General features: G+C 46.6%; 20 protein-coding genes and 1 pseudogene. 20 read left to right on the top strand and 1 reads right to left on the bottom strand.

Annotation, left to right across the window (positions count from 1 at the left end; all coding sequences use genetic code 11):
• Positions 1-32: 32 nt before the first annotated feature.
• The 9 genes and pseudogenes from KJS52_RS08640 (at position 33) to KJS52_RS08600 (ending at position 8,421) form a co-directional block, all read left to right on the top strand.
• A pseudogene (locus KJS52_RS08640) lies at positions 33-903 on the top strand (AraC family transcriptional regulator).
• A 450-nt stretch (positions 904-1,353) separates the two neighbouring features.
• A complete protein-coding gene (locus tag KJS52_RS08635) occupies positions 1,354-1,731 on the top strand; it encodes a hypothetical protein (RefSeq protein ID WP_213514327.1) in 378 nt (125 codons plus the stop codon).
• Between the two features lie 20 nt (positions 1,732-1,751).
• Positions 1,752-2,615, top strand: coding sequence for a hypothetical protein (locus tag KJS52_RS08630; protein ID WP_213514326.1), 864 nt, complete (start codon positions 1,752-1,754; stop codon positions 2,613-2,615).
• A 289-nt stretch (positions 2,616-2,904) separates the two neighbouring features.
• On the top strand, positions 2,905-3,801 hold the full coding sequence (locus tag KJS52_RS27680; protein ID WP_281425573.1) for a collagen-like domain-containing protein: 897 nt from the start codon (positions 2,905-2,907) through the stop codon (positions 3,799-3,801).
• A 440-nt stretch (positions 3,802-4,241) separates the two neighbouring features.
• Positions 4,242-4,991, top strand: coding sequence for a hypothetical protein (locus KJS52_RS27675; RefSeq protein WP_281425572.1), 750 nt, complete (start codon positions 4,242-4,244; stop codon positions 4,989-4,991).
• 57 nt (positions 4,992-5,048) lie between these two features.
• On the top strand, positions 5,049-5,747 hold the full coding sequence (locus tag KJS52_RS08615) for a response regulator transcription factor (RefSeq protein WP_281425576.1): 699 nt from the start codon (positions 5,049-5,051) through the stop codon (positions 5,745-5,747).
• A 3-nt stretch (positions 5,748-5,750) separates the two neighbouring features.
• On the top strand, positions 5,751-6,686 hold the full coding sequence (locus KJS52_RS08610; protein WP_213514324.1) for a sensor histidine kinase: 936 nt from the start codon (positions 5,751-5,753) through the stop codon (positions 6,684-6,686).
• 141 nt (positions 6,687-6,827) lie between these two features.
• Positions 6,828-7,751, top strand: a complete 924-nt coding sequence (locus tag KJS52_RS08605; protein ID WP_213514323.1) for an ATP-binding cassette domain-containing protein — start codon at positions 6,828-6,830, stop codon at positions 7,749-7,751.
• A complete protein-coding gene (locus KJS52_RS08600) occupies positions 7,744-8,421 on the top strand; it encodes an ABC transporter permease (protein WP_213514322.1) in 678 nt (225 codons plus the stop codon). Before KJS52_RS08605 ends, KJS52_RS08600 begins: the two co-directional genes overlap by 8 nt.
• A gap of 39 nt (positions 8,422-8,460) precedes the next feature.
• On the opposite strand, the gene KJS52_RS08595 is transcribed toward KJS52_RS08600, so the two are convergent.
• Positions 8,461-9,342 (bottom strand): AraC family transcriptional regulator, encoded by an 882-nt coding sequence (locus KJS52_RS08595; protein WP_213514321.1) that lies wholly within the window; start codon positions 9,340-9,342, stop codon positions 8,461-8,463.
• A 145-nt stretch (positions 9,343-9,487) separates the two neighbouring features.
• Here KJS52_RS08595 and KJS52_RS08590 point away from each other — a divergent pair, with 145 nt between their 5' ends.
• From KJS52_RS08590 to KJS52_RS08540, 11 genes are all read left to right on the top strand, one after another.
• A complete protein-coding gene (locus KJS52_RS08590) occupies positions 9,488-11,995 on the top strand; it encodes a glycoside hydrolase family 2 TIM barrel-domain containing protein (RefSeq protein ID WP_213514320.1) in 2,508 nt (835 codons plus the stop codon).
• Between the two features lie 38 nt (positions 11,996-12,033).
• On the top strand, positions 12,034-13,182 hold the full coding sequence (locus tag KJS52_RS08585; protein WP_213514466.1) for a glycoside hydrolase family 88 protein: 1,149 nt from the start codon (positions 12,034-12,036) through the stop codon (positions 13,180-13,182).
• Between the two features lie 100 nt (positions 13,183-13,282).
• Complete coding sequence (locus KJS52_RS08580; RefSeq protein ID WP_213514319.1) at positions 13,283-14,242, top strand: ABC transporter permease; 960 nt, start codon at positions 13,283-13,285, stop codon at positions 14,240-14,242.
• 41 nt (positions 14,243-14,283) lie between these two features.
• Positions 14,284-15,150 carry a carbohydrate ABC transporter permease gene (locus tag KJS52_RS08575; RefSeq protein ID WP_213514318.1) on the top strand — a complete coding sequence of 289 codons (867 nt, stop codon included), beginning with the start codon at positions 14,284-14,286 and terminating at the stop codon, positions 15,148-15,150.
• 133 nt (positions 15,151-15,283) lie between these two features.
• Positions 15,284-16,885, top strand: a complete 1,602-nt coding sequence (locus tag KJS52_RS08570) for a type 2 periplasmic-binding domain-containing protein (protein ID WP_213514317.1) — start codon at positions 15,284-15,286, stop codon at positions 16,883-16,885.
• A 91-nt stretch (positions 16,886-16,976) separates the two neighbouring features.
• Positions 16,977-18,020, top strand: coding sequence for a response regulator transcription factor (locus KJS52_RS08565; RefSeq protein WP_213514316.1), 1,044 nt, complete (start codon positions 16,977-16,979; stop codon positions 18,018-18,020).
• Positions 18,020-19,846, top strand: a complete 1,827-nt coding sequence (locus KJS52_RS08560; protein WP_213514315.1) for a cache domain-containing sensor histidine kinase — start codon at positions 18,020-18,022, stop codon at positions 19,844-19,846. The genes KJS52_RS08565 and KJS52_RS08560 overlap by 1 nt, the downstream gene beginning before the upstream one ends.
• Before the next feature lie 101 nt (positions 19,847-19,947).
• On the top strand, positions 19,948-20,484 hold the full coding sequence (locus KJS52_RS08555; protein WP_213514314.1) for a nitroreductase family protein: 537 nt from the start codon (positions 19,948-19,950) through the stop codon (positions 20,482-20,484).
• Between the two features lies 1 nt (position 20,485).
• The gene (locus KJS52_RS08550; protein WP_213514476.1) at positions 20,486-20,686 is read left to right on the top strand and encodes a hypothetical protein; all 201 of its coding nucleotides are present in this window, start codon (positions 20,486-20,488) and stop codon (positions 20,684-20,686) included.
• A 442-nt stretch (positions 20,687-21,128) separates the two neighbouring features.
• Positions 21,129-22,274: an Mbeg1-like protein gene (locus tag KJS52_RS08545; protein WP_213514313.1), complete on the top strand. Its 1,146-nt coding sequence runs from the start codon at positions 21,129-21,131 to the stop codon at positions 22,272-22,274.
• Between the two features lie 97 nt (positions 22,275-22,371).
• Positions 22,372-22,578 (top strand): DUF378 domain-containing protein, encoded by a 207-nt coding sequence (locus KJS52_RS08540; protein WP_213514312.1) that lies wholly within the window; start codon positions 22,372-22,374, stop codon positions 22,576-22,578.
• The last annotated feature ends 59 nt before the right edge of the window (positions 22,579-22,637 follow it).

Here is a 22,637-nt window from a genome sequence, read left to right as displayed (position 1 = left end):
CCTGATAGTATGCAGTTAAGGAGGTCATTCCAATGGATGGATTGAAGCAGTTGAACCTGGCTATGCGCTATATTGAGGAGAACTTGACAGAGGAGATCGACTTGCAACAGGCGGCACGGCTTGCCTGCTGCTCCGAGTATCATTTCAAGCGCATTTTCCTTTTTGTCGGGCTATTCGCTGGGCGAGTATATTCGTCTGCGAAGGCTTACGCTGGCAGGACTGGAGCTGAGCGACAGCAGCATTAAAATTATTGATGCGGCTGTCAAATACGGCTACGACTCAGCAGATTCATTTGCCCGCGCTTTCCAGGCCTTTCACGGCTTGACTCCAAGTGAAGCAAGGCGCAGCGGCGCAGCGCTTAAAGCTATTCCGCCAATGACCTTCCAGCTAACGATTAAAGGAGGAACAGCTATGCAATACCGTATTGAAGACAAGCAGGCATTTTCGATTGTCGGCATTAAGAAACGGATCACGCTGCTATTTGAAGGAGAGAATTCGCAGGTCACCTCTCTTGGGCAAAGCGTGACGCAGAAGGATATTGCCGAGCTAAAGGCGCTCAGCAATATTGAACCGCAGGGGATGCTTTCAGTGTCAGCAAATTTTGCGGAGAGAGTTGCTGAAGGAAGCGAGCTGGACCAATATTTGGGCGTTGCAACGACGCAGCAGCCTGATGCGCGTTGGGAAGTGCTGCCGGTGGCAGCATCAACCTGGGCTGTATTTACAACTGTTGGACCTTTTCCGAAGACGGTTCAAGATACGTGGGCACAAATATACGCGGAATGGCTGCCTGGCTCAGGCTATGAGCTAACGGGCGGACCAGAAATGCTGTGGAATGAAAGTCCGGATACGAGCAATCCACAATACAAAAGTGAAATCTGGATTCCAGTTGCCAAGCGCAAGTAAGCTGGAGCAGGGCCATAACGACTGGCGCTTGTTCGGCAGCAAGCAGCCTCAGAAATAGGAACCGTCTGAAAAGTAAGGGCTGAAATGCAGGCAAAAGAATGGCTAGTTGCTAAGGAAACTGGGTAACGTTATGTGTGACCAATGAAGCCTTTCTCATTCTAAGGAATACTCAGAGTCTTATTAGGCGGTTTTCCCCGTATTTGACGTGGCTTTCCGTACTTAAGATTATGGATATTCGTTAGAATGCCCATCGCCTCCAATCGGATCATTTAACGTTATCCAGATTCTTTAGATCTTCACTTTAACCTATACAGAGGCTTACAGTTCAGCCTCAATTTTATGTGGAGATTAATTACACTTCATTTGTGTGAAACCATATTATGATTTTTCGCGTCCGATTGTATATGCGCTTAAGAGGAGGTGTATCTCATAAAGCGACTAATTTTGCTCATGCTTTGCACGATATGTATTGCAGCAGGCTGCAGCAACACAAATGAAGCACCCGCCCCGCCAAATGATCTGGAAGAGCAAGGCATCGTGCTGGGGCAAAGCCAAAACCATAAAAGCTCATACCTGATCAGTACAGATAACCAAATGTCTGAGGAGGATTTGCAGACAATTTTGACAAAAACAACTGATGAAATCATTAGAGAAGATTACAGTGATAATCTATACTGGCTTGATGTAAGCAATGTGCCAGAGCAAGCAAAGGAAAACTTGACGGCAGGCTTGCGAATAACCTACACGTTGCAAAGCAATATTCAAAAGGACACTCGACCACCGACTATTACTGCTGTGGATATATTACCTTATACTAGAAGTAACTAAATCATTTGAGGTGAGCCGTTATGTCAAGTCATGCAGAGATGCCAGAGCTGTTAAGCAGTATAATAAGCTGGGAAAAGGAAATCGCAAAAGAGGTTCCTTATTTGGAAACGCCGACCGGATATTTTTTACAGTTTAAACCGAATGATAATGGCGCATATAACTGCTCACCCTGTGATTCGATTATGTTTGCATCAACAGGATGTGACGGTGTGCACTATTCCTTGCTTACGGACTTTGGACAAACTAAGGATTTAAGCCAAGCACCTGTTATCTGCGTTTCGCCAATGGATTTCGGCAATTGCATACGTATTGTCGCTAATAATTTGTTTGAATTTTTTTCATTGAGCCTGCAGGGACATGAAGATTTCTTATTCAATAATTTTGAATCACAGGCAGCCTATGAACAGTTTTTGCAGGAAAGAGAGCATGCGGAGCATTCCGAATATTTTGATTACAGCAAGTGGAAGCAGCAAAAGGAAATTGTTCGCGAGCGGGCAGTCAAGCAATTTAACCTTAAGCAGATCGATTCGCCCTATCAATATGTGAAGCAGCTGCGCGAAAAGCGCGCCGCCAGCATCGTTTTAACTACAGCGGATCGTTTAGGGATTATGCCGCTGCAGCCAAGAGAAGCGGGAGTTCAACGTCGAACGCATCCGTGGAGCAATCTGGAGCTTTCCTGTTATAGCTGGAATGATGCCTGGGATGAGGTCATCGCTTTTGTTAACAGTGCTGAAATTGAAACGCTGCTGGCGTTCGTGAGAGATTGCCAGCATTATTACGTTGATCATGTGCGACTAATTCGGCAGCTGCAGGACAGGCTTGAGCAGCTCGGCTTTCATTCCGAGGCAGAACGTCTGATGCATTGCATGCTGCAGCAATGGTAGCTTTCTTTCCTGACAGCTGGGAGAAACTTAAGACAGCATTTATACCCCCGAAGCAGTTTATTCATGTACCTTAATGACTAGCCTCTCACATTTAGGATCTGATTGCACGACATATACTCACGCTCCTATTCATATTGATAGTATGCAGTATCTTATTCATGCGACGAACGCCATAGGATGTTCAACACTTCTTATAACAGTAGGAAGAGATTTGGAAGTTGCAGATAAGGTGCTTCCGCCTTGGCAACCGCTGAGAGTCACTATGAAGTAAAGGAGCTTGATGAAAAGCATGTCAACAGAAGATCAGAATTTGCAGTTACAACAGGAGGTCGGGCCAACAGGTCCGACTGGACCTGCAGGCCCGACTGGACCTACAGGACTAAGAGGCTTAAATGGATCAAATGGTTTTAATGGTGAAACGGGTCCAACAGGCCCGATCGGCCCAACTGGATCAGGAGCGACAGGTCCGACTGGTTCAGTGGGCGCAACAGGCCCAACAGGAAGCGGAGCAACTGGTCCGACGGGTGCAACGGGTCCGCAAGGAGATACGGGTCCGCAAGGAGATACGGGTCCGCAAGGAGATACGGGTCCGCAAGGAGATACGGGCCCGCAAGGAGATACGGGTCCGCAAGGAGAAACGGGTCCGCAAGGGGATACGGGTCCCCAAGGAGAAACGGGTCCAACAGGCCCGCTTGGTTTTTCGCCGGCATTTGGTCAGTATACATTTTTTCCTACCGTTACGGTCTTGATACAACCATATCAAGATACAGTAATTACCGGTTTTTCTTTATCTCCCAATACAGGAAGCGGCGAGCTTATTAAGATTATTGATTCTGACCAATCTGTATTCCAACTGGCGGCGGGGCATCAGTTTTTGCTCAACTATACAGTTGCATTTGCCCCATGGACCCCTTTTGAACAAGCTACTGCAGAAATTTGGCTTGAAACTTCTACAGAGCCGGATTCGGGTTTTCAAACCTATTTTCCATCGCAAATAGGCTCTTTAGGAACTCATAACGGTATTTTTCCGACTATTACGTTAAGCGGGTCTACAATTATCTCTAGTGGAAGTGGAGTTTATATTCGTCTTGCAGCATTTTCGGATTCTGTAGTGGCCGTGGTAGGTATGGGTTTAAATAAAGCTGGAGGTCCTGCAGCAAGTATATGCATTACAGCACTGAATTGAATGGTGCATGGTTCTATCTTTATTTACAGATTTATCCAATATTTGTAGACCTGGGTGTTACAGCAAAGGAGGACGTACTACTGGCGTTCTCCTTTGCTGCGTTTTAACATAGTCTGCATGGAATGATTGTCCCATTAAGGTGTTATACTTTTTTGGAAATTGCCGTGACTTGATTCCAGAATGCCGCTTAAACAACTAACAGATTTGAAAAATATGGGGAATTCGCATATTTTTGTTTCAGCGTAGATTTGTCCCACACAAGCTTGTACTTCATACATAGCATAAGATTGTAGCATCTAGTTCCTCTGACGAATGTAAGCTGCCTTTCAAGGTGGATATATCCTATGAATGCAGAGAGGGGATTAGGAAGTTGCAGATAAAGTTGCTTCATCTGCTTGGCGGGTATTGAAAAACTATTTTAGCAAAGGAGTATGGTAGATATGGCGACAGAAAACCAAAGCTTTCAGGTCCAACAAGAGGTTGGCCCAACAGGTCCGACGGGCCCAACAGGTCCAAGAGGCTTAAATGGACAGAACGGGTTTGACGGCGAAACAGGCCCAACAGGTCCGACTGGGCCAACCGGAGCAGGGCGCTCAGGCCCGACAGGTCCAACAGGTCTGCAGGGGAATACGGGCCCAACAGGTCCGACAGGAGAGTCTGGTCCACAGGGGCTAGCAGGCCCAACGGGTCCGACAGGAGAGTCTGGTCCACAGGGGCTAGCAGGCCCAACGGGGCCGACAGGAGAGTCTGGCCCACAGGGGCTAACAGGCCCAACGGGGCCGACTGGTTCGGCTGCAACAGGAAGCATCTATATGTATAATGACTATAGTGTGGTATTGGGCGTCAAGCAACTAGTTTTCGATCAAGATCTGAGCAATCTTGTGTCCGGCCAGCAATATAAATATGAAATTTATCTCAAGTTAGAATCAAATCCTGATAATAATGCAGTAGTATCGGTTAATTATGAAACGGATTACAACAATACTGTGATTTCGCCTTTTAATACTAGCTACAATATAACGAGTCCTTATTCGAATTATTCTTACTATAATGTGGGTGTATTCCAGGCGGTGCCAAACGCTCATTTAAAATTCTATGCTAACGTTCAAACAAATAGTTTTTTACAATCCTTATATTTCAAACAGTTATCTTTGCAAATAACTCCTGTTTCTGTTATATCTCCACAATGATTCCTTTCAAATGCTATAATTAGCACTAGAATGCCGATAATGAATGGACGTGTATATGTGGAAAAAGTAATTCTTCTAATTGAGGATGACCGAGAGATTAGCCAGCTGGTGGCCAGCCACTTGACGCAGGAAAGCTTTACGGTGCTGACTGCTTTTGACGGGGCAGCGGCAGCGCAGCTGCTGGAGACTAACCGAGTTGATTTAATACTGCTCGATCTTATGCTGCCCAAGCTGAGCGGCCTGGAGCTGCTGAAGCGAATTAGAGCAGCCAGCACGACGCCTGTGCTCATTATTTCAGCCAAGGACAGCGATATCGACAAGGCGCTGGGGCTTGAATTAGGTGCGGATGATTATATAAGCAAGCCATTTTCCATGATTGAGCTTGTTGCACGAATTAATGCCGCGATTCGCAGAGCGACGCAGTCGTTCGCCGCCGCGAGCCAGTCTGTGGCGGCGGCAATGCTGGAATATAAAGATCTTAAGCTCGATCTGGCGACCTTTTCCGCTCAAGTTGGAGATCAATCGATTCCGCTAACCTCGAAGGAATTCAATATATTGAAGCTGTTTATGACTAACCAGCGCAGAGTGTTTACGAAGGAGCAAATTTTCCATTTTATATGGCAGGAAGACTTTATTGGCAATGAGAACGTGATCAATGTCCATATTCGCAGACTGCGGGAAAAAATAGAGCAGGATCCCTCCAATCCTGTGTACATCCGCACCATTTGGGGAATCGGATATAGATTGGGGGATTAGCTAATGGAACTGCTGCTCATCATTATCATTGTCGTGCTGCTCGCGATTATTGTGCTGCTATATGCTTCACGCAGGAAAACAACCAGGCAGCTAAATGATATCGTAGCCAAGCTATCGAACATTGCCTCGAATAAAAGCTCCGAGAAGCTGCTGCTGCATACTGACCACGAAACGATTCGGCGGCTGCTTAACGAGATCAATCGGCTGCTGGATTACAATCAGAAGGTAATAGCGGATTATGCGCGAGCGAAAATAAGCTTGCGTAAAATGATGTCTAACATGTCGCATGATATGAAAACGCCGCTGACTGTCGTTCTCGGCTATGTAGAGAAGCTGAAGCTCGATCGCACGATGTCCGAGCAGGAGCGGCAAGCTGTCACCGAACGTTTGCATCAGAAAACAGAAGGCGTAATCGCGCTGCTGAACCAATTTTTCGAGCTCGTCAGGCTGGAAGCGGAAGACTATCGTCTGCCTATGCAGAAGGTGTGCATTAGTGAGCTGTGCAGAAAGCATATTCTCGAATATTATGAGCTTATGCAAGCGAAGGGCCTGCAGGTTGAGATTCAGATTCCGGAGCACAATTATTATATAATGGGCAATGAAGACGCTTTGCAGCGCATATTAAGCAATTTAATCTCCAATTCACTGCGGTATGGCAGCGACGGCGGCGTTTTTGGGCTTGCTGTGCGTGAGGATGGCGATCATATCGCGATAGATGTATGGGACAAGGGCAAAGGTATCGATGAGGTTCACCATGATCGAGTGTTCGAACGGCTTTACACACTTGATGATGCGAGAAATCCCAAATTTCAAGGAAGCGGACTGGGACTGAGCATAACGAAGCATTTAACAGAAGCGATGAACGGCAGCATTCATTTAAGCAGTGCGCCTTATGAGAAAACAATGTTTACATGCCGCTTCAGACGTATTTCGTATTAGATTACAGCAGAGGGTGTTCGCAAGGAGCAGCCTCTTTTTTCATGTTGCAGCTCGCTTAAGAAATTTGTAAGGAATACGAAAGAAAAAAGAGAGGCTTAACCTGTAATCTAATAATACGAAAAGACGTTAAGGGAGGATATTATGAACGAGGTCGTGAAAACATTGGGACTGACAAAGCGAATAAAAGGAAAAGCGATCGTAACGGATGTGAGCTTGAACATTTATCGCGGCGAAATTTATGGACTGCTTGGCAAAAATGGCGCCGGCAAAACCAGCATAATGAAAATGATGACGGGCATCACCAAGCCGACATCAGGGGTAATTGAGCTATTTGGACAGCGCTTTACCGAGCAATCCAAGGCACTGCTAAAGCGAGTAGGCAGCTTGATTGAATATCCAACCTTTTTTGAGCATTTAACTGCAATTGAAAATTTGAAGCTGCATTGCGAATATTTAGGCTATTACGATCAACAAGCGATGAAGCACGCGCTTGATATGGTTCAGCTGCAGGCAATCGAGGGCAAGAAGGTAAGCGAGTTTTCGCTCGGCATGAAGCAGCGGCTCGGCTTGGCAAGGGCGATAGTCGTCAAGCCTGAACTGATTGTGCTGGATGAGCCGACCAATGGCCTCGACCCGATTGGTATTAAAGATATCCGCGATCTCATTGTGATGCTGAATAAGCAGTATGGCATTACGTTTTTAATATCGAGTCATATTTTGGGGGAGATCGAGCAGATCGCAGATCGGATCGGCGTCGTGGAAGGTGGCTGCCTGCTGAAGGAGGTTGCGCTCGAGGACATTCGCAAACAAAATACGGATTACATTGAGCTGGTGACGAATGATCCGAAGAAAACGGTCTTCTTGCTGGAAAATGAGCTGGGCATAACGAATATGAAGCTGATGCAGGGCGACAGAATTCGCATTTACGATCTAACCCATACTCAGCATGAAATTTCAAAAATATTGATCTCCAACCATGTCGGGCTTGACGAAATTCAGAAGCGAACCAGCTCGCTGGAGGACTATTTCTACAAACTCATTCACGGGGGTGGCCAGCTTGACTAAATTGATGCTGCTGGAATGGCGAAAGCTTAATCGCTTGACGGTCATAAGTGAAATTATTATTTATAGTGTAATTCTGATGCTGCTGCCAACCTTTTTCATTAAAGTGATCCTGCCGGATATGGGGCACAGTTATGCAACGGCAATTGAGCTCAATGGCTTTATTCAGATGGGCTTTATTTTAATGGGGGGCTCATTAATTAATCATGTATTTATTGAAGAATACAAAAACAAAACGATGGCGCTTGCCTTCAGCTATCCAATAAGCCGAAAGAAGCTGTTTGCCGCCAAGGTGCTGTTTATCGCTTGCTTTGTATTCGTGCTTACGCTTTGCTCCTTCATATTGTCTGGGGTGGCGACTTATATTATCAATCAGTTTAATCATATGATAGACGGGCCGCTTACAAGCTCCGATATAATGGACTATTTAGGCACGACAGTTATTCGCTCAGTTGCGATTACGTTGATGAGCTTTGCTCCGCTTTTGCTGTTTGGCATCTGGAAACGAGCGGTTGTACCGTTAATTATTTGCTCGATTTTCTCCATGCAGCTGCCGAATTTTGCCCAATTCTTCGGCGTTAAGCCCGATTTGGTCGTTATCGTCTTTGCAGTGCTGGGCGCAATCAGCATTTGGCTATCCATTCAGTTATCCGAGCAGCTCGGCGAGACTTAAGGCATCGCCTTCAGCTTGAGGCGGAGCCAGCAGCTGCACTTAGCGGCGAGTCGGCAAACTTTTTCTAAATTGCAGCGGCGTGATCCCAACATGCCGCTTAAACAGCTGACAGAAGTAAGAGAAATTGCCGAGCCCCACCGCATGTCCGATTTCCTGTATCGTCATATCACTTGATTTAAGCAGCCAGCAGGCTTGGCGAATCCGTCTTGCCGTTAAATATTCAGTTATGCTGCTGCCCACCTTCTGCTTAAACAGATAGGATAGATGATTGGGCGATAGATGAATGGCTTGCGCAAGCTTGTCCAGCTCGAAAGGCTGCTCGTAATGTCCCTCAATCCACGCCATAACCTGTTCCGCTACAGATGGTGTCTTTCCTGTGCCAGCATGCTCCAGTGCAGCTGCTCCCCACTTTTGTCCAGAGATTGATTTTATAAGATGGAAGAAATTCGTCAGAAACAAGAGCTGCTCCTCGAGCAGCTCTTCTGGCTGTGCTTGCTCAATCATTGCTTGATAGGCTTGCAGCAGTGTATGCAGCTGTGCGCTATCCACTCCAGCAAGCTGTTGTTCGATGTACGGCTTCTTGTACAGCTTGAGAAAAAATTGCTGCAAAGCCGGAAAAGGGTTTAGCGCCTGCTCCAGCAATTCCGGCTCAAAAACGAAAAATGAGCGGATGTAAGGCTTGTCGGCCTCCTTATCGATTTGAACACGATGCAGCTGATAGGGTCTGAAGAAGAACAGCTTGCCGCGCTTCAGCTCGAAAATTTGTTGCTCTACTACGATCGAGCCAGAGCCTTCATGGACGACTAGCAGCTCCATCCCTTGATGAGCATGATAGATTTCGGCAAATTCATTCGTTCGATCACGGTAAAACTGCAGATGAACAGGGTGCTGATTCAAATTCATATAGTTTAATACCTTCATCCTCTATCCCCATTTCAGCTAAACTCAAGTCATTAACAGATCGTAATTTAACGACATTTTATCATAATAGAGCCAAACTTAATAGCGAGCAATTTTACTATACTTAGAGCAAGCAAGCTGAACTAAGTTTAGGAGGGGTTGTTGCATGATAAGTCAGCGATTAAATGAGCATTGGCAGCATTATACCGGTACATTAGGGGGAGTATGGGAGGTTTGGCGCGGCGACAAGCTGCAAAATCATTATAATGTGCCGTGGCAAGCTGTAACGCTGCCGCATACGTACAATGGTTTGGATGCTATGGACCCGGACAGCAAGTACTATCAGGGAGAAGCCTGGTACCGTTACAAGCTGCAGCTGAATAATCCGTACCCTGAAGGCAGAACGCTGCTGCATTTTGAAGGAGCGGGCCAGCGAACGAAGGTATATGTGTATACAGAGGAGATAGGCGAGCATCTTGGCGGTTATGATGAATTTCGCATCGATATTACAGAAGCTCATGCGCTGCAGCATAGGGTTGAGCGCTACGAGGGTAAAATTCCGCTCGCGATTATGTGTGACAACAGCCGAGAGCTGGAGACAATCCCTTCTGACACAAGTGATTTTAATTTGTACGGCGGCATTTACCGCTATTTGAATCTCGTTTATGTGCCGGCGATTTCACTGGAGCATGTGCATATTGAAGTCGATACAAGCGGGCTGCAGCAAGCCGAGGCGACAGAGCAACGCCACTGCCGCATTGCCGTTCGCGCAACTCTCTACAACCCGGCGATGAAGCAGGAAGAGCTGGAGCTGAAGCTGGAGATTAAGGATGCTGCAGGTCGATGCGTCGCAAAATCGACGCTGCAGTGCAAGCCATGGCAGCAGGAGCAGCAGCTTGCACAGTTTGAGCTGCCTAATCCTCAGCTGTGGTCGCCAGCCGAGCCTGCTCTTTACACCTGTTCGGTAACATTAAAAAGCACTTATGGCGAAACCGCATTAACAGAGCGCTTTGGCGTACGCTATTTTCAATTTCAGAAAAAAGGGCCGTTTTATTTGAACGGCGAGCGCTTGCTGCTGCGCGGCACGCATCGGCATGAGGATCATGCTGGTGTGGGGGCGGCGATGACAGAAGCGATGATTCGTGAAGAAATGCAACTAATTAAAAGCATGGGCGCCAACTTTATTCGGCTTGGGCATTACCAGCAATCGCGCATCGTCCTTGATTTATGCGATGAGCTGGGCCTGCTTGTCTGGGAAGAAATTCCTTGGTGCCGCGGTGGATTGGGCAGCGAGCAGTATAAGCAGCAGTGCCGCGATATGCTGACCAATATGATTCAGCAGCATTACAATCATCCGTCGATTATTATTTGGGGGCTTGGTAACGAAAACGACTGGGAATGCGACTTTGACTACTTTGACGAGGAGCAAATTCGCCGCTTTATGAAGGAGCTGCATGAGCTGGCTCATCAGCTTGATGACAGCCGCTTGACTGCTATTAGACGCTGTGAGTTTTGCAAAGATATCGTTGACGTTTACTCACCGTCGATCTGGGCCGGCTGGTACCGCGGCATTTATACCGATTATGAGGAAAGCTGCAAAGCAGCCTTTGAAAATGTAGATTCGTTTTTTCATATGGAATGGGGAGCAGATAATTTGGCGACACGCCACGTTGAGAAGGTATATACGGGCTTTGACTTTATAGCCGGCAGCGGCGCTTCGACTGATGAGCGCGATGGCGATTATTTATTAACGGGCGGCGAGCCGCGTGTTTCCCGCGATGGTGACTGGTCGGAAACCTATTTCTGTGAAATGATCGACTGGTATTTGAAATGCCAGCAAAGCATGAGCTGGCTGACAGGGGCAGCACAGTGGTCTTTTAAAGATTTTGCCACGCCAGTCAGACCGGATTCGCCCATTCCTTACCTCAATATGAAAGGGATTGTGGAACGCGACCTGACGAAGAAGGAAGCCTACTATGTGTTTCAGTCGTATTGGGCCGAGGAGCCGATGGTGCGCATTTATGGACATACGATGAAGACACGCTGGGGCAAGCCAGATGAGCTTAAACAAATTCGTGTTTATTCCAATTGCGAGCAGGCCGAGCTGTTTGTCAATGGCCAAAGCCTTGGTGTCAAGCTGCGCAGCGTTGATGATTTTCCTTGTGCTGGCTTGCGCTGGGAGGCAGTCTTCCGTCCGGGTGAAAATCATATTCGTGTCCTTGCTACACAGAATAGCATTCAAGTAGAAGATCAGCTTAGCTTTGTTTACCAGGTTGAAGTCTGGTCAGAGCCGGTCGAGCTGCGTATAACGACTCACAAGCAGGAGGACGGTCGTATTTTTGTTGAAGCTGCTGCATACGATTTGCAGGGAGTTTTTTGTCCCGATGCGAGCTTTTTTGTGCGCTTTGGCCTAACTGGCAATGGCAGGCTGCTTGATAATTTAGGCACAATACACGGCTCGCGTCTAGTGCAGCTTGCTGGTGGCCGGGCAGGCATTTATGTCGATCCTACAGGTGGACGGCGGGCGGTTATAAGTGAGACGGACTTCGTCACAGCTGGCGGGCCTGCTGCCGCGGTGGAGGCTGCCTTCGGCAAGCAGCAGCCTGCTGTGCCGCTTTCTATTGTGAGCGTAATCGCTGAGGGGATGAAGCCTGCTTATACTGTATTGTGTTAATCAACCAATCAACGAAAAAGGAGCGGAACAGGATGAATATGGAGCAATATGGAAACAAAATTTTACAGGCAGCAAGCTTAGACGAGGCACTGCGGCATATATGGCACGCACTGAAGCTGAAAACAAGCAGCATGATCGAAAAAATTGGCGACAAGTCTCCTCATGTTGCAGGAGCGGATGGCCAATATGATGATATGCGCTACGATTGGTGGACCTCAGGCTTTTGGCCTGGCTTGCTATGGGTTATGTATGATATGACCAAGGAGCCTCAATATAAGCAGGCAGCTTGGTCGTGGGATGATAAGCTGGAGCGAAAAATGCTGGAGCCTAACAATTTCCATCATGACGTCGGCTTTCAGTTTCTGCCTACTGCGGTATTGAAATATAAGCTGACAGGAGATGAAGCTGCGCGGCGCAGAGGGCTGTTTGCCGCAAACTTTCTCGCCGGCAGATTTAATTTGGCAGGACAGTTTTTACGGGCATGGAACCAGGACAAGCTCGGCTGGTCAATCGTGGATTCCTCGCTCAATTTGTCGCTTCTATTTTGGGCTGCCGAGGAAACGCAGGACCCGCGCTTCAGCCACATTGCCAAAGCACATGCGAGCACGGTTGTACAATATTTTATTCGAGCTGACGGCTCAGTTAATCATATTGTCAGCTTCGATCCTGAAAGCGGCAGCTTTATCGAGTCACTGGGTGGTCAAGGAGCGGACCACCATTCCTCATGGAGCCGCGGTCAGGCATGGGCGCTGTATGGGATGGCGAACACCTATCGCTATACGGGCGACAGCAAATTTCTGCATGCAGCTCAGCGGGTTGCTCATTACTTTATTGCCTGCTTGCCTGAAGACTACGTTCCACATTGGGATTTTCGTGCTTCCGAAACATTGGAGGGGATGCCGCGTGATACATCTGCTGCAGCCTGTGCCGCTTCTGGTCTGATCGAGCTGGCTCAGCTGCTGCCGCCGCTGGAGGGCAGCGTCTACTTGCGTGCAGCGAAGCGAATTTTATTGTCCTTAAGCAAGCATTATGCAACCTGGATGCAGCCTGAGCATGAAGCAATTTTGCTTGAAGGCACCGGGCATTACCCGGCAGGGCAAAATGTAAACGTGTCGCTCATTTACGGTGATTATTATTATGTAGAAGCAATTGCCAAGCTGTGTGGGTGGAGCAATCGAACCTTCTAAAAAAAACACAAATGCTATTAAAGGCGCTCCATTGTAAGTCAAGCCGATAAAAAATACGATGATTACATATAAAATGACTACACGAAAGAGGAGGCAGCATATGGCGACAAACATTGAACGATCTGCTGCGATTTCCTCGGCAAAGACCAAGCACTCCCGCAGCCTGTGGTCCCAGCTATGGAAATATCGCGCGCTTTATTTGATTTCAATTCCAGGCATTGTTTACTTTTTAATTTTCCGTTACATTCCGCTGTTCGGGTCTGTAATCGCTTTCCAAAACTACAACATATTCAAGGGAATTACGGGAAGCCCCTGGGTAGGCTTCGCTAACTTTGAGAAGATGTTCAACTATCATGATTTTTCAAGAATATTAACGAATAATATTGTGCTTGCTTTGTATGATATTATCTTTGTTTTTCCGGCGGCGATCATTTTGGCGCTATTGCTGAACGAGCTAAGAATTGTGCTGTACAAGCGGATTGTGCAGACGATCGTCTATATGCCGCACTTCCTGTCATGGGTCGTTATAAGCGGCATCGCGGTCAGTGTTTTTTCTCCTGAGACAGGCCTGGTTAATTCTGTTATTGCCAAGCTCGGTTTTGAGCCGATATACTTTCTTGGCGACAATAATTTGATTCGTCCGTTTCTCGTCGGAGCGGGAATGTGGCGCGATGTTGGCTACTCTACCATTATTTATTTGGCTGCGATGGCGAGCATTAGTCCTGATCTTTACGAAGCTGCACAAATTGATGGAGCTAACCGTTTTAAGCAAACGCTTACGATTACACTTCCAGCTTTAATGCCAACGATTACGATCTTGTTTTTGCTGCAAATTGGCCAAATTCTCGATTTCGGCTTTGAACGAGTTTGGGTGTTCCTGAATTCCTTGAATAGCGGCAACGGTGAAATATTGGATACATTTATTTATCGCGTCGGGATTTTGGATATGCAGTACAGCTACACGACAGCGATCGGGCTGTTCAAATCCGTTGTCGGGCTGATTCTGCTCTGGCTTTGCAACACGTTAAGCAAAAAAACAACTGGAGAAAGCTTGTTCTAGCGTCAGCTTGAGCTTAAGAGGAAAATGAGGAGGCATCCCTGATGAACAAATTATCCCGCTCTGCAAAAGTATTTCAACTGTTCAACATCCTATTTCTCGGGCTGCTTGCGCTAAGCATGCTGTTGCCCATTCTTCATGTATTGGCAAAATCATTAAGCGGCGTGCAGGCATTAACGAACAGTGAGGTTGGGCTGCTGCCTGTAGATTTTACGCTGCTCAATTATCAGTATGTGCTGAGCAATCCGGCGATATTGCGCGCTTTTGCTGTTACGATCTACATTACGGTCGTCGGAACAATCATTAATCTTGTTATGACGTCATCGCTTGCTTATCCTTTGTCGAGAGAGGAATATAAAGGGCGCAAAATCTTTTTGGTCATGGTGCTGCTGACGATGATTTTCCCTGCGCCATTAATCCCGCTGTTTATTCTCGTCAAGGAATTGGATATGATGAACAGCCTGTGGTCGCTTATGATTCCCGGCGCAATTAGCGCCTTCAACTTCTTCGTAATGCGTTCCTTCTTTCAACAGATTCCGAAGGAGCTGATCGAGGCATCCCGCATAGATGGCTGCGGCGAGCTGCGCATTTTATGGAATATCATTGTTCCGCTTTCCAAGCCAGTAATGGCAACCGTTGGCTTGTTTTATGCAGTGGTCCATTGGAACACCTATATGCACGCGCTATATTTCATTAACGAGCCGAGATTGTATCCATTGCAGGTAAAGCTAAGACAAATGCTGCTGCTGGATCAGGTAGAGACTGGCAACGAGATGTTTAGTGATCTGCTCAGCGCTCCTGAAGGCATTCAAATGGCTACCGTAATCGTAGCGATGATCCCGATTATTGCCGTTTATCCATTCCTGCAAAAATATTTTGTAAAGGGCATGATGCTCGGCTCAATTAAATAACGAGCCTTCGTTTTCTTGAAAAAAGACAAGAGCAGCTAAAAGGAGTCCATTGTTGGAGGCAGCAAAACATTGAATACTATGAATGTAAGCGTTTTATAAAGAGTTAGGCCAATTTATAAAAGGGGATGAACCGATGAAGAAGTTTATTTTAAGTCTTGGTATAATCATGCTTGCTTTTTCCGTGCTGACCGCATGCAGCGGCAATAGCAGCAGCAACAATAAGCAGCCGGCTACGAACGAGCCAGCCGCAACGCAGCATACAGATTCAGCAGAAGGAAATGCAGAGCCGACGAAGTTTTCTATTTCATTGCGTACATTGGCAGTCAACTATGTTGAAAACCATGTCAATATCAATGAGGATGTATGGGTAAAGCGTTTGGAGGAGCTAAGCAATACTGATTTGGACATTAAGCTGATTCCGCATGCTGAATACGAGCAAAAGATGGCGCAAATGTTCGCGATTAGTGATATTCCGGATGTCGTGCAGGCCAATGGCGGTGTTTCTGGCAAGGAGCTGGCAGGCTCTGTGCAGGCGGGCTTATTTATGCCGCTCGATGAAATTTTGCAGGAGTACGGTCAGGATCTATTAAAGAGCATCCCTGAATCTGTATGGGAGTATCAAAAGCTGGACGGGCAAATTTATGCGATTCCGGATTGGCTGAGCAATACGTCTCGTCGCGCAACTGTTATTCGGATGGATTTGCTTGAAAAAACAGGGCTGCCTGTCCCGAAAACGGTGGATGACTATTTGAATGTACTGCGCGAATTTAAAAAGCTGGGAGTAGAGCAGCCATTCCAGGCGCGAGAAAATTTGAAGTATTCTGATGTATTTTTCGGCACTTTCGATGCCTATTCCTACAATACGATGTTTATGGAGCAGGATGGTCAAATCGTACCCAAATTCTTCGATGTTGAAAACATGCAAAATGCGATTCAAACCTATCAGACGATGTACAATGAAGGCTTGATTAGCAAGGAATTTGCAACGATCAACCCGGCTACGTACAAAAACAATATTTTGGCTGGTAAGGCGGGAATTTGGAATATGAACGCTAATGAGGTGCTGCAATGGGAGCAGCAGCTTAAGGAAACGGTGCCTGACGCCAAGCTGGCAGTCATCGCATCGCCGACCGGAACAGACGGCAAGGGCGGCAATTACTTGTATTCGCCAATGACTCGCAACTTCTTGATCAATGCCAATGTGGACAAAGAGAAAGCAATTGAAATCGTCAAGTTCTTCAACTGGATGGTGAGCGAAGAAGCGACCAAGTTCTTTACGTATGGCTGGGAAGGCGAGACGTACACCTTGAATAATGGCACAATCAACTACAAGCAGCCAGAAAATGCAGATGAGGTGAACCTTGAGCGCTACAGAACGTTTTGGCTATGGCTTGTGCAGGATCAAACCTATGTCAAGGGCTTGATGGAGCTTACGCCGGAAGGACAGGAGCTTATGCAAGTATATGATACCATTCTTGCGAACGAAGGACGCGATGGTATCAAGTTTGAGCCAAGACTGGAGGCTTTTTCGGATAATCCGGACATTTCACCGTTAGGTGATGTGCCCGCACCGCTCATTATCGATCATATTATTAAGATGATCTATGGACAGGAGCCAATTAGCGACTGGCCGAATGTAATAGAAGAGTGGAAGGCGAAAGGCGGAGAAGCTGTCATTAAAGAAGCGACGGAGCGCTACAACAATAACGACGGCGTATTTTTGCCACAAAAATAATAGATTAAGCTATAATAGAATCAACTATTCAACTACTCCCTGCATCGTTTTCGTGCAGGGAGTAAGCTATCTTCTTGAGGGGTGAGCAATCATGTATCGAATCCTGGTAGTCGACGATGAGCCGATGATTTGCAAGGGCTTGTCTAAAACAATAGAAAAAGCTCAGCATATTCCTACCGTAGTGCAAACAGCGGAGGATGGACTGCAGGCGCTTGATATGATTAAAACGATAAAGCCCCACTTTGTATTTACCGATATTCGCATGCCGAAAATGGATGGTCTGGAGCTGTGCAAGCAAATTTCAGAGCGCTATCCTGCCATTCAGCTTGTTGTTGTAAGCGGTTACGGAGAGTTCGAATATGCAAAGAAATGCATTAGCTATGGCGTTTCCAGCTATATTTTGAAGCCGATTACGAAGCAAAATGTGCATGAGGCGCTGCAAAAGCTGGTCGATCATGATCAGATGAAGAAGAAATCGGCGGTCCTGACTCCGCTTCGTGTTGAATCCTGGGTCGAAAGCATGCTGGATTCAATCTGGGTGCTTCAGGTCGAGCAGCTTGAGCAGGTGCTCTCCGACTGGGAGCGGGAGCTGTCTACCTATCATTTAACCGCGCTTCAGTTAAAGGAGCTGCTGATCGACTTTTTTACTATGCTCGTCAAGGAGCTTGCAAAAAAAGGCGTCGAGCTTAAGCACGATGAGCTAAAAAGGAGAATTAGCGAGGAAAAGGAAGAGGAGGAACTGCTTCCTGCGTTTAACCAGACGGTGCGAGCGGTGCTGCTTCAATTAAAGGAGCTGCGCAAGAGCAAAGGCAAGGATATGATCGAGGAAGCAAAAAGCTATATTGAGCAGCATCTTGCCAGAGAGGTATCGCTGGAGGAGGTAGCAGAGATGCTTGGCTTGAATCCGTCCTATTTCAGCCAATACTTTAAAACGAAAACGAATGAAACCTTTATTCAGTACCGCATTAAGCGCAGAATGGAAAAGGCAAAGCGCTTGCTGGAAATGCCACATTATCGCATTACGGATATTTCGCATGAAATCGGATATGCTGATCATCCGCATTTTACGAAAACATTTAAAAAGGTTGTAGGCGTGTCGCCGTCCGAATATCGCAGAATGCTAGGGATCGAATAATGGGAAAAAGCTTATTTACGAGATTGCTCTTCTACTTTAGCATCCTTATACTATTTTCCTTGGCAACGGTTGGAGTTGCGGTTTACTGGCAGTCCTCTAGTGCACTCGACAAGCAGTCCGAGCAGTATATTGCGCAGGTGATCAACAATACCTCCTACCAAACCGATCTATATCTGCAAACCTATGAACGCCTGAGCACCTCGATTCTCGTCAACAATAATGTAAAGCGCTTTTTGGACGTTGAGCCGACCGATTATTATGGGCGTTACGAATATACGCGGGAAATTATTAAAAATGTGCTGTCGCAGCCGTTTAATACGTACCCGCAAATTAATCTTGTCTATATATTAGGCTATAACGGAGGCTCGCTATTTTATGACGGACAGGGCTTGGCGGATACAAGCACCCTGGATAAAGACGCGCATTTGCGCATGCTGCGCGAGCTTACTGCGGATACAGGGCAGTTTTCGCTCATTAAAGGGAGCGTGCTAGCGAAAAAACAGGATAAGACGATTACGCTGGCTCGTAAAATTCGCGGTGTGTCCTCCTATATCCCTAATGGCGTTCTGGCAATTGAAATCGATTCATCCAAAATTGAAGAGGTGTGGAAAAATGTAGAGCTGGCGCAAAACGGACATTTCTTCATATTGGACGCCAGCAGTCAAATCGTATATCAGCCTAATGGAAGCTTTACCGATCAAAGTCTGGCCAACAGCTTTATTGCGCTGATCAAAGAACATCCCGAGGAGCAATTCATCAAACAAGTCGAGGATGAAAAGTGGCTGTTCGTATCCCGAACATCGGAATATTCCAGTTGGCGTCTCGTTATGGCGCTGCCGCTATCCGAGCTGCGCTCACCGATCTCAACAATTAGAGCGACCTCGATTACAGTCGGCATAATAGTGCTAATTGCTGCATTATTGCTCGCCTATCGCTTCAGCCGCTCGATCACGAGACCGATTCATATATTGCGTAATGGAATGCGTGAAACGGTTAAAGGCAATTGGCAGCAAATTCAGTATGATCAAAAGAGCCGTGATGAAATCGGCGGGCTTGTTCACTCCTATAATATTATGGTGACCAGACTTGAGGAAATGATCGATCAGGTGTACAAGGTGGAGCTGAACAACAGCAAGCAGGCGCTTGAGCTGCAAACGCTGGAAAACGAAAAGCAGAGCCTGGAGCTGCAGGCGCTGCAGCTGCAAATCAATCCGCATTTTCTATACAATACACTGGAAACAATTAATTGCTATGCCATTGTCAAGGATAGCGACGAAATTAGTGAAATCGTCGAAGCGATGGCATATATGCTGCGCTATTCGCTGCAAACGCAGCTGGATGAAATTACAGTTGCCAACGAGCTTAACCATGTCAGAAACTACTTGTCGATTTTAAAGCATCGCATCCAGCGTGAATTCGAGCTTGATATTATTATTCCATCCGAGCTGCTGCTGGAGAAAATGGTGCGCCTCACGCTGCAGCCGCTCGTCGAAAATATATTTCAGCACGCATTTCCACATGGGATCGAGCCTTGTCATACAATTCGAATTGGCGCAACCTATACAGAGCAATATTTTCAGGTTGTCGTTGAAGATAACGGCGTTGGCATTCCAGCAGGCAAGCTGGAGCAGCTTCGCGCACAGCTTTTGGCAAGCAGCCAGCTGGTCAATGATCAGCAGACTGCCAGCCGCGGCAAAGGAATCGGCATTATGAACGTACACAGGCGCATTCAAATGGTATTCGGCAACGAATACGGCCTGCGCATCGAAAGCATCGAGCATGAAGGCACGCGCATGATTATGTGCATGCCGAAGCTGCGGGTGTGAGAGTTAGTAGTAAATCATTGGCCAATTCCAGGCACACTCCGCTATAATAAGGTTGTAGGCAGTCTATCGGAGAATAGCATATTAGCGGAGGTGCAAAGGAAATGGATGTATTAACGGCAATTGAAAAACGGAGAGAGATAACTTCTTTCAAGGAGCAGGAAATTCCGACGGACGTGCTTGAACAGCTGAAGCGGGCGTTGTATTTATCTCCCAGCGGCAATAATTTGCCGTCGCGCGAATTTATTGTTGTTACGGATCGCGACAAGCTCAATTTGCTTAGCAAAACAACACCATATATGAAATGGCTGGAGCAGGCAACTGCTGGCTTTGTTATTGTTGGCAATGCAGAGCTAAGCAAGTACTGGCTGCAGGATGCGACGATTGCTGGCTCCTTTCTATGGCTTGCCGCAACCTCACGCGAGCTGGGTGCAGCATGGGGAGCGGTCTATCATTCCGAGGATGCCGAGGAATCGAAGCAACGAGAGAGGTATGTACGGGAGCTGCTTCACATTCCTGAAGCTCTACGTGTCGTGGCGATTATTGGGGTAGGCTACCCTGCAATAGAACCGGCTCCTAAGCAGCTATATCCGCTCGAAACGGTGTTTCATGTCGAGCAGTTTGAGCAAAAGGACAACTAGCATGAAGGAGTATGTGGGTCAGTGCTCTGTGTGCGGTCGTGACATTTATTGCGAGGATGGCTTTCTCAATGGCTATACGGATAGCGAAGGGCGGCTGAGCTGCTATGATGAGAAACATGCTGAGAAGGAGCATGTTGAAAATGAGCGGACTAATAATGAACGGACTAATAGTGAACGGACTAGTAGTGAACGGCCTAGTTAAAAAGAGGGAGGTTCTTATTGAGCCTTGCAATACCTTGATCCTTTCGGCTTGGTCTGCAATGGAGGAATGAAGAGAGGGCTGTCTTAGGGGGGGATGGCTGGCTATGGGGCTGGCTATGGAATGGCTCGTCTTCAAGGAAACTGGATAACGTTATTTGTGACAACTGAAGCCTTTCTCCACTCTAATGAATATACAGCGTCTTATTAGGCGTTTTTCACTGTAATTGAGGAAGCTTTCCGTACTTAACGTTATCAATATTCATTAGATTTCCAATCGTCTCCAACCTGATCATTTAGCGCTACTCAGATTCTTTAAACCTTCACTTCAACCTTACTGGTTTACATACAATTTAGACCGATGCTTCAATCCCAAGGTCGTATTTGCTGTCATGTCTGATATAATAGTACTAAGCAAATGAGCGGCTTGAGAGGTGACTGGGAGAATGGGAAATATAATGGATTATTTGGACTGGCGAGGAGATATTAGGCTCGAGCATTCGCCGTTCAATGAAGTGGATAATTTGATATTATCTCAGCTTGCGTATGTCAATCTAGACTATATTGTGCCAGTGAAATGGACTAATCTGAGTATAACGATTCAGGAAGCAGCAGATCGTTATTTTGCTTTATACAGCGAGGAGCAAATTCAGCAGTTTTCGTATTATGTGCGAATTTCTGCATCCTTGCTGCGCAAGCTGGCGCAAAGTCCACGCTTTGCAAACGCAAGGCTATCCAAATTTGAAAATATGATTGATCTTGATCGGACCAAGCAGTTTGCAGCGATGCATATCGAGCTGGATGACGGTACCGTTTATATTTCCTTCAGAGGGACGGACAATACAATTGTTGGCTGGAAGGAAAATTTCAATATGACCGTCGGTACGCCAGTAGCTGCACAGGTTGAGGCAGTTCGCTATTTAGAGGATACAACGGAGGATGTAGATGCTGAGCTTCGTCTTGGCGGCCATTCCAAGGGTGGAAATTTGGCGGTATATGCGGCAGCAATGTGCCATCCTGACATCCAGCAGCGAATACTGGACGTGTACAACAACGATGGACCTGGCTTTGAAGCAAAATTTTTACAAAGCGAAGCCTACCAGCAAATGCGTGGGAAAATTCGAACGATTGTTCCGCAATCCTCGATTGTCGGCATGCTGCTGGAGCATGAGGAAGAGCTTACGGTTGTGCAGAATCACCACTCGCTGCTTGTGCAGCATGAGGCATTTACTTGGGAGGTAATCGGGAGCGGCTTCGTTAAAGGGGAAAGCGTAGAGCAAAAAAGCGAGCTGCTCGAAATAACATTGAAGTCATGGCTTGGTCAACTGGATAAAAAGCAGCGTCAGCAGTTTGTATCAGCTTTGTTCCACGTATTTGATGTAGGCGACATAAGAACCTTCGAGGATTTGAGTCGTGCAAGCTGGGCGAAAATTAACGAGATGATTCGCGCATTGAATCAATCTCAGGAATATAAGCTCGTTTTGATGAAGGCATTGAAGCTATTGTTAAGAGAAGCAAGAAAGGTATTTTTTAGCACGCGCAGAAAGAAAAAATCTGCGAATCAAGCTGCAGAAGTTCAGCTTTTGGAGTAATTTGCTAAAATAATGTAGACTCAACTCCTGTCTATTTGTATGGAATGCTGAAAATTGGAAATAGATATAGGTAGTTACATACAAGGAGTTGATTGAGTTGAGAACGTTGGATAATGTAGCTTTAGCATTACTTATTATTGGGGGCCTTAATTGGCTGCTGATCGGGCTATTCCAGGTCGATTTGGTAGCGTCGATTTTTAATGGCCAGGATGCGGTTGTTTCCCGCATCATTTATACATTAGTTGGAATTTCTGCGCTTTATTCGCTCAAGTTTTTTGGCGGTTTAAGGGAACGCGCAAGATAACGTAAGCAGAGGGATTGTTCAGAATGTCAGTTTTCACTGATTTATTCTGGGCAGTCCCT

Origin of the sequence: Paenibacillus montaniterrae (assembly GCF_018403185.1) — a bacterium.
Classification (GTDB): Bacteria; Bacillota; Bacilli; order Paenibacillales; family Paenibacillaceae; genus Pristimantibacillus; species Pristimantibacillus montaniterrae.
Note: the sequence above shows the minus strand (reverse complement) of the source record. Positions and strands in the feature narration are given on the sequence as shown.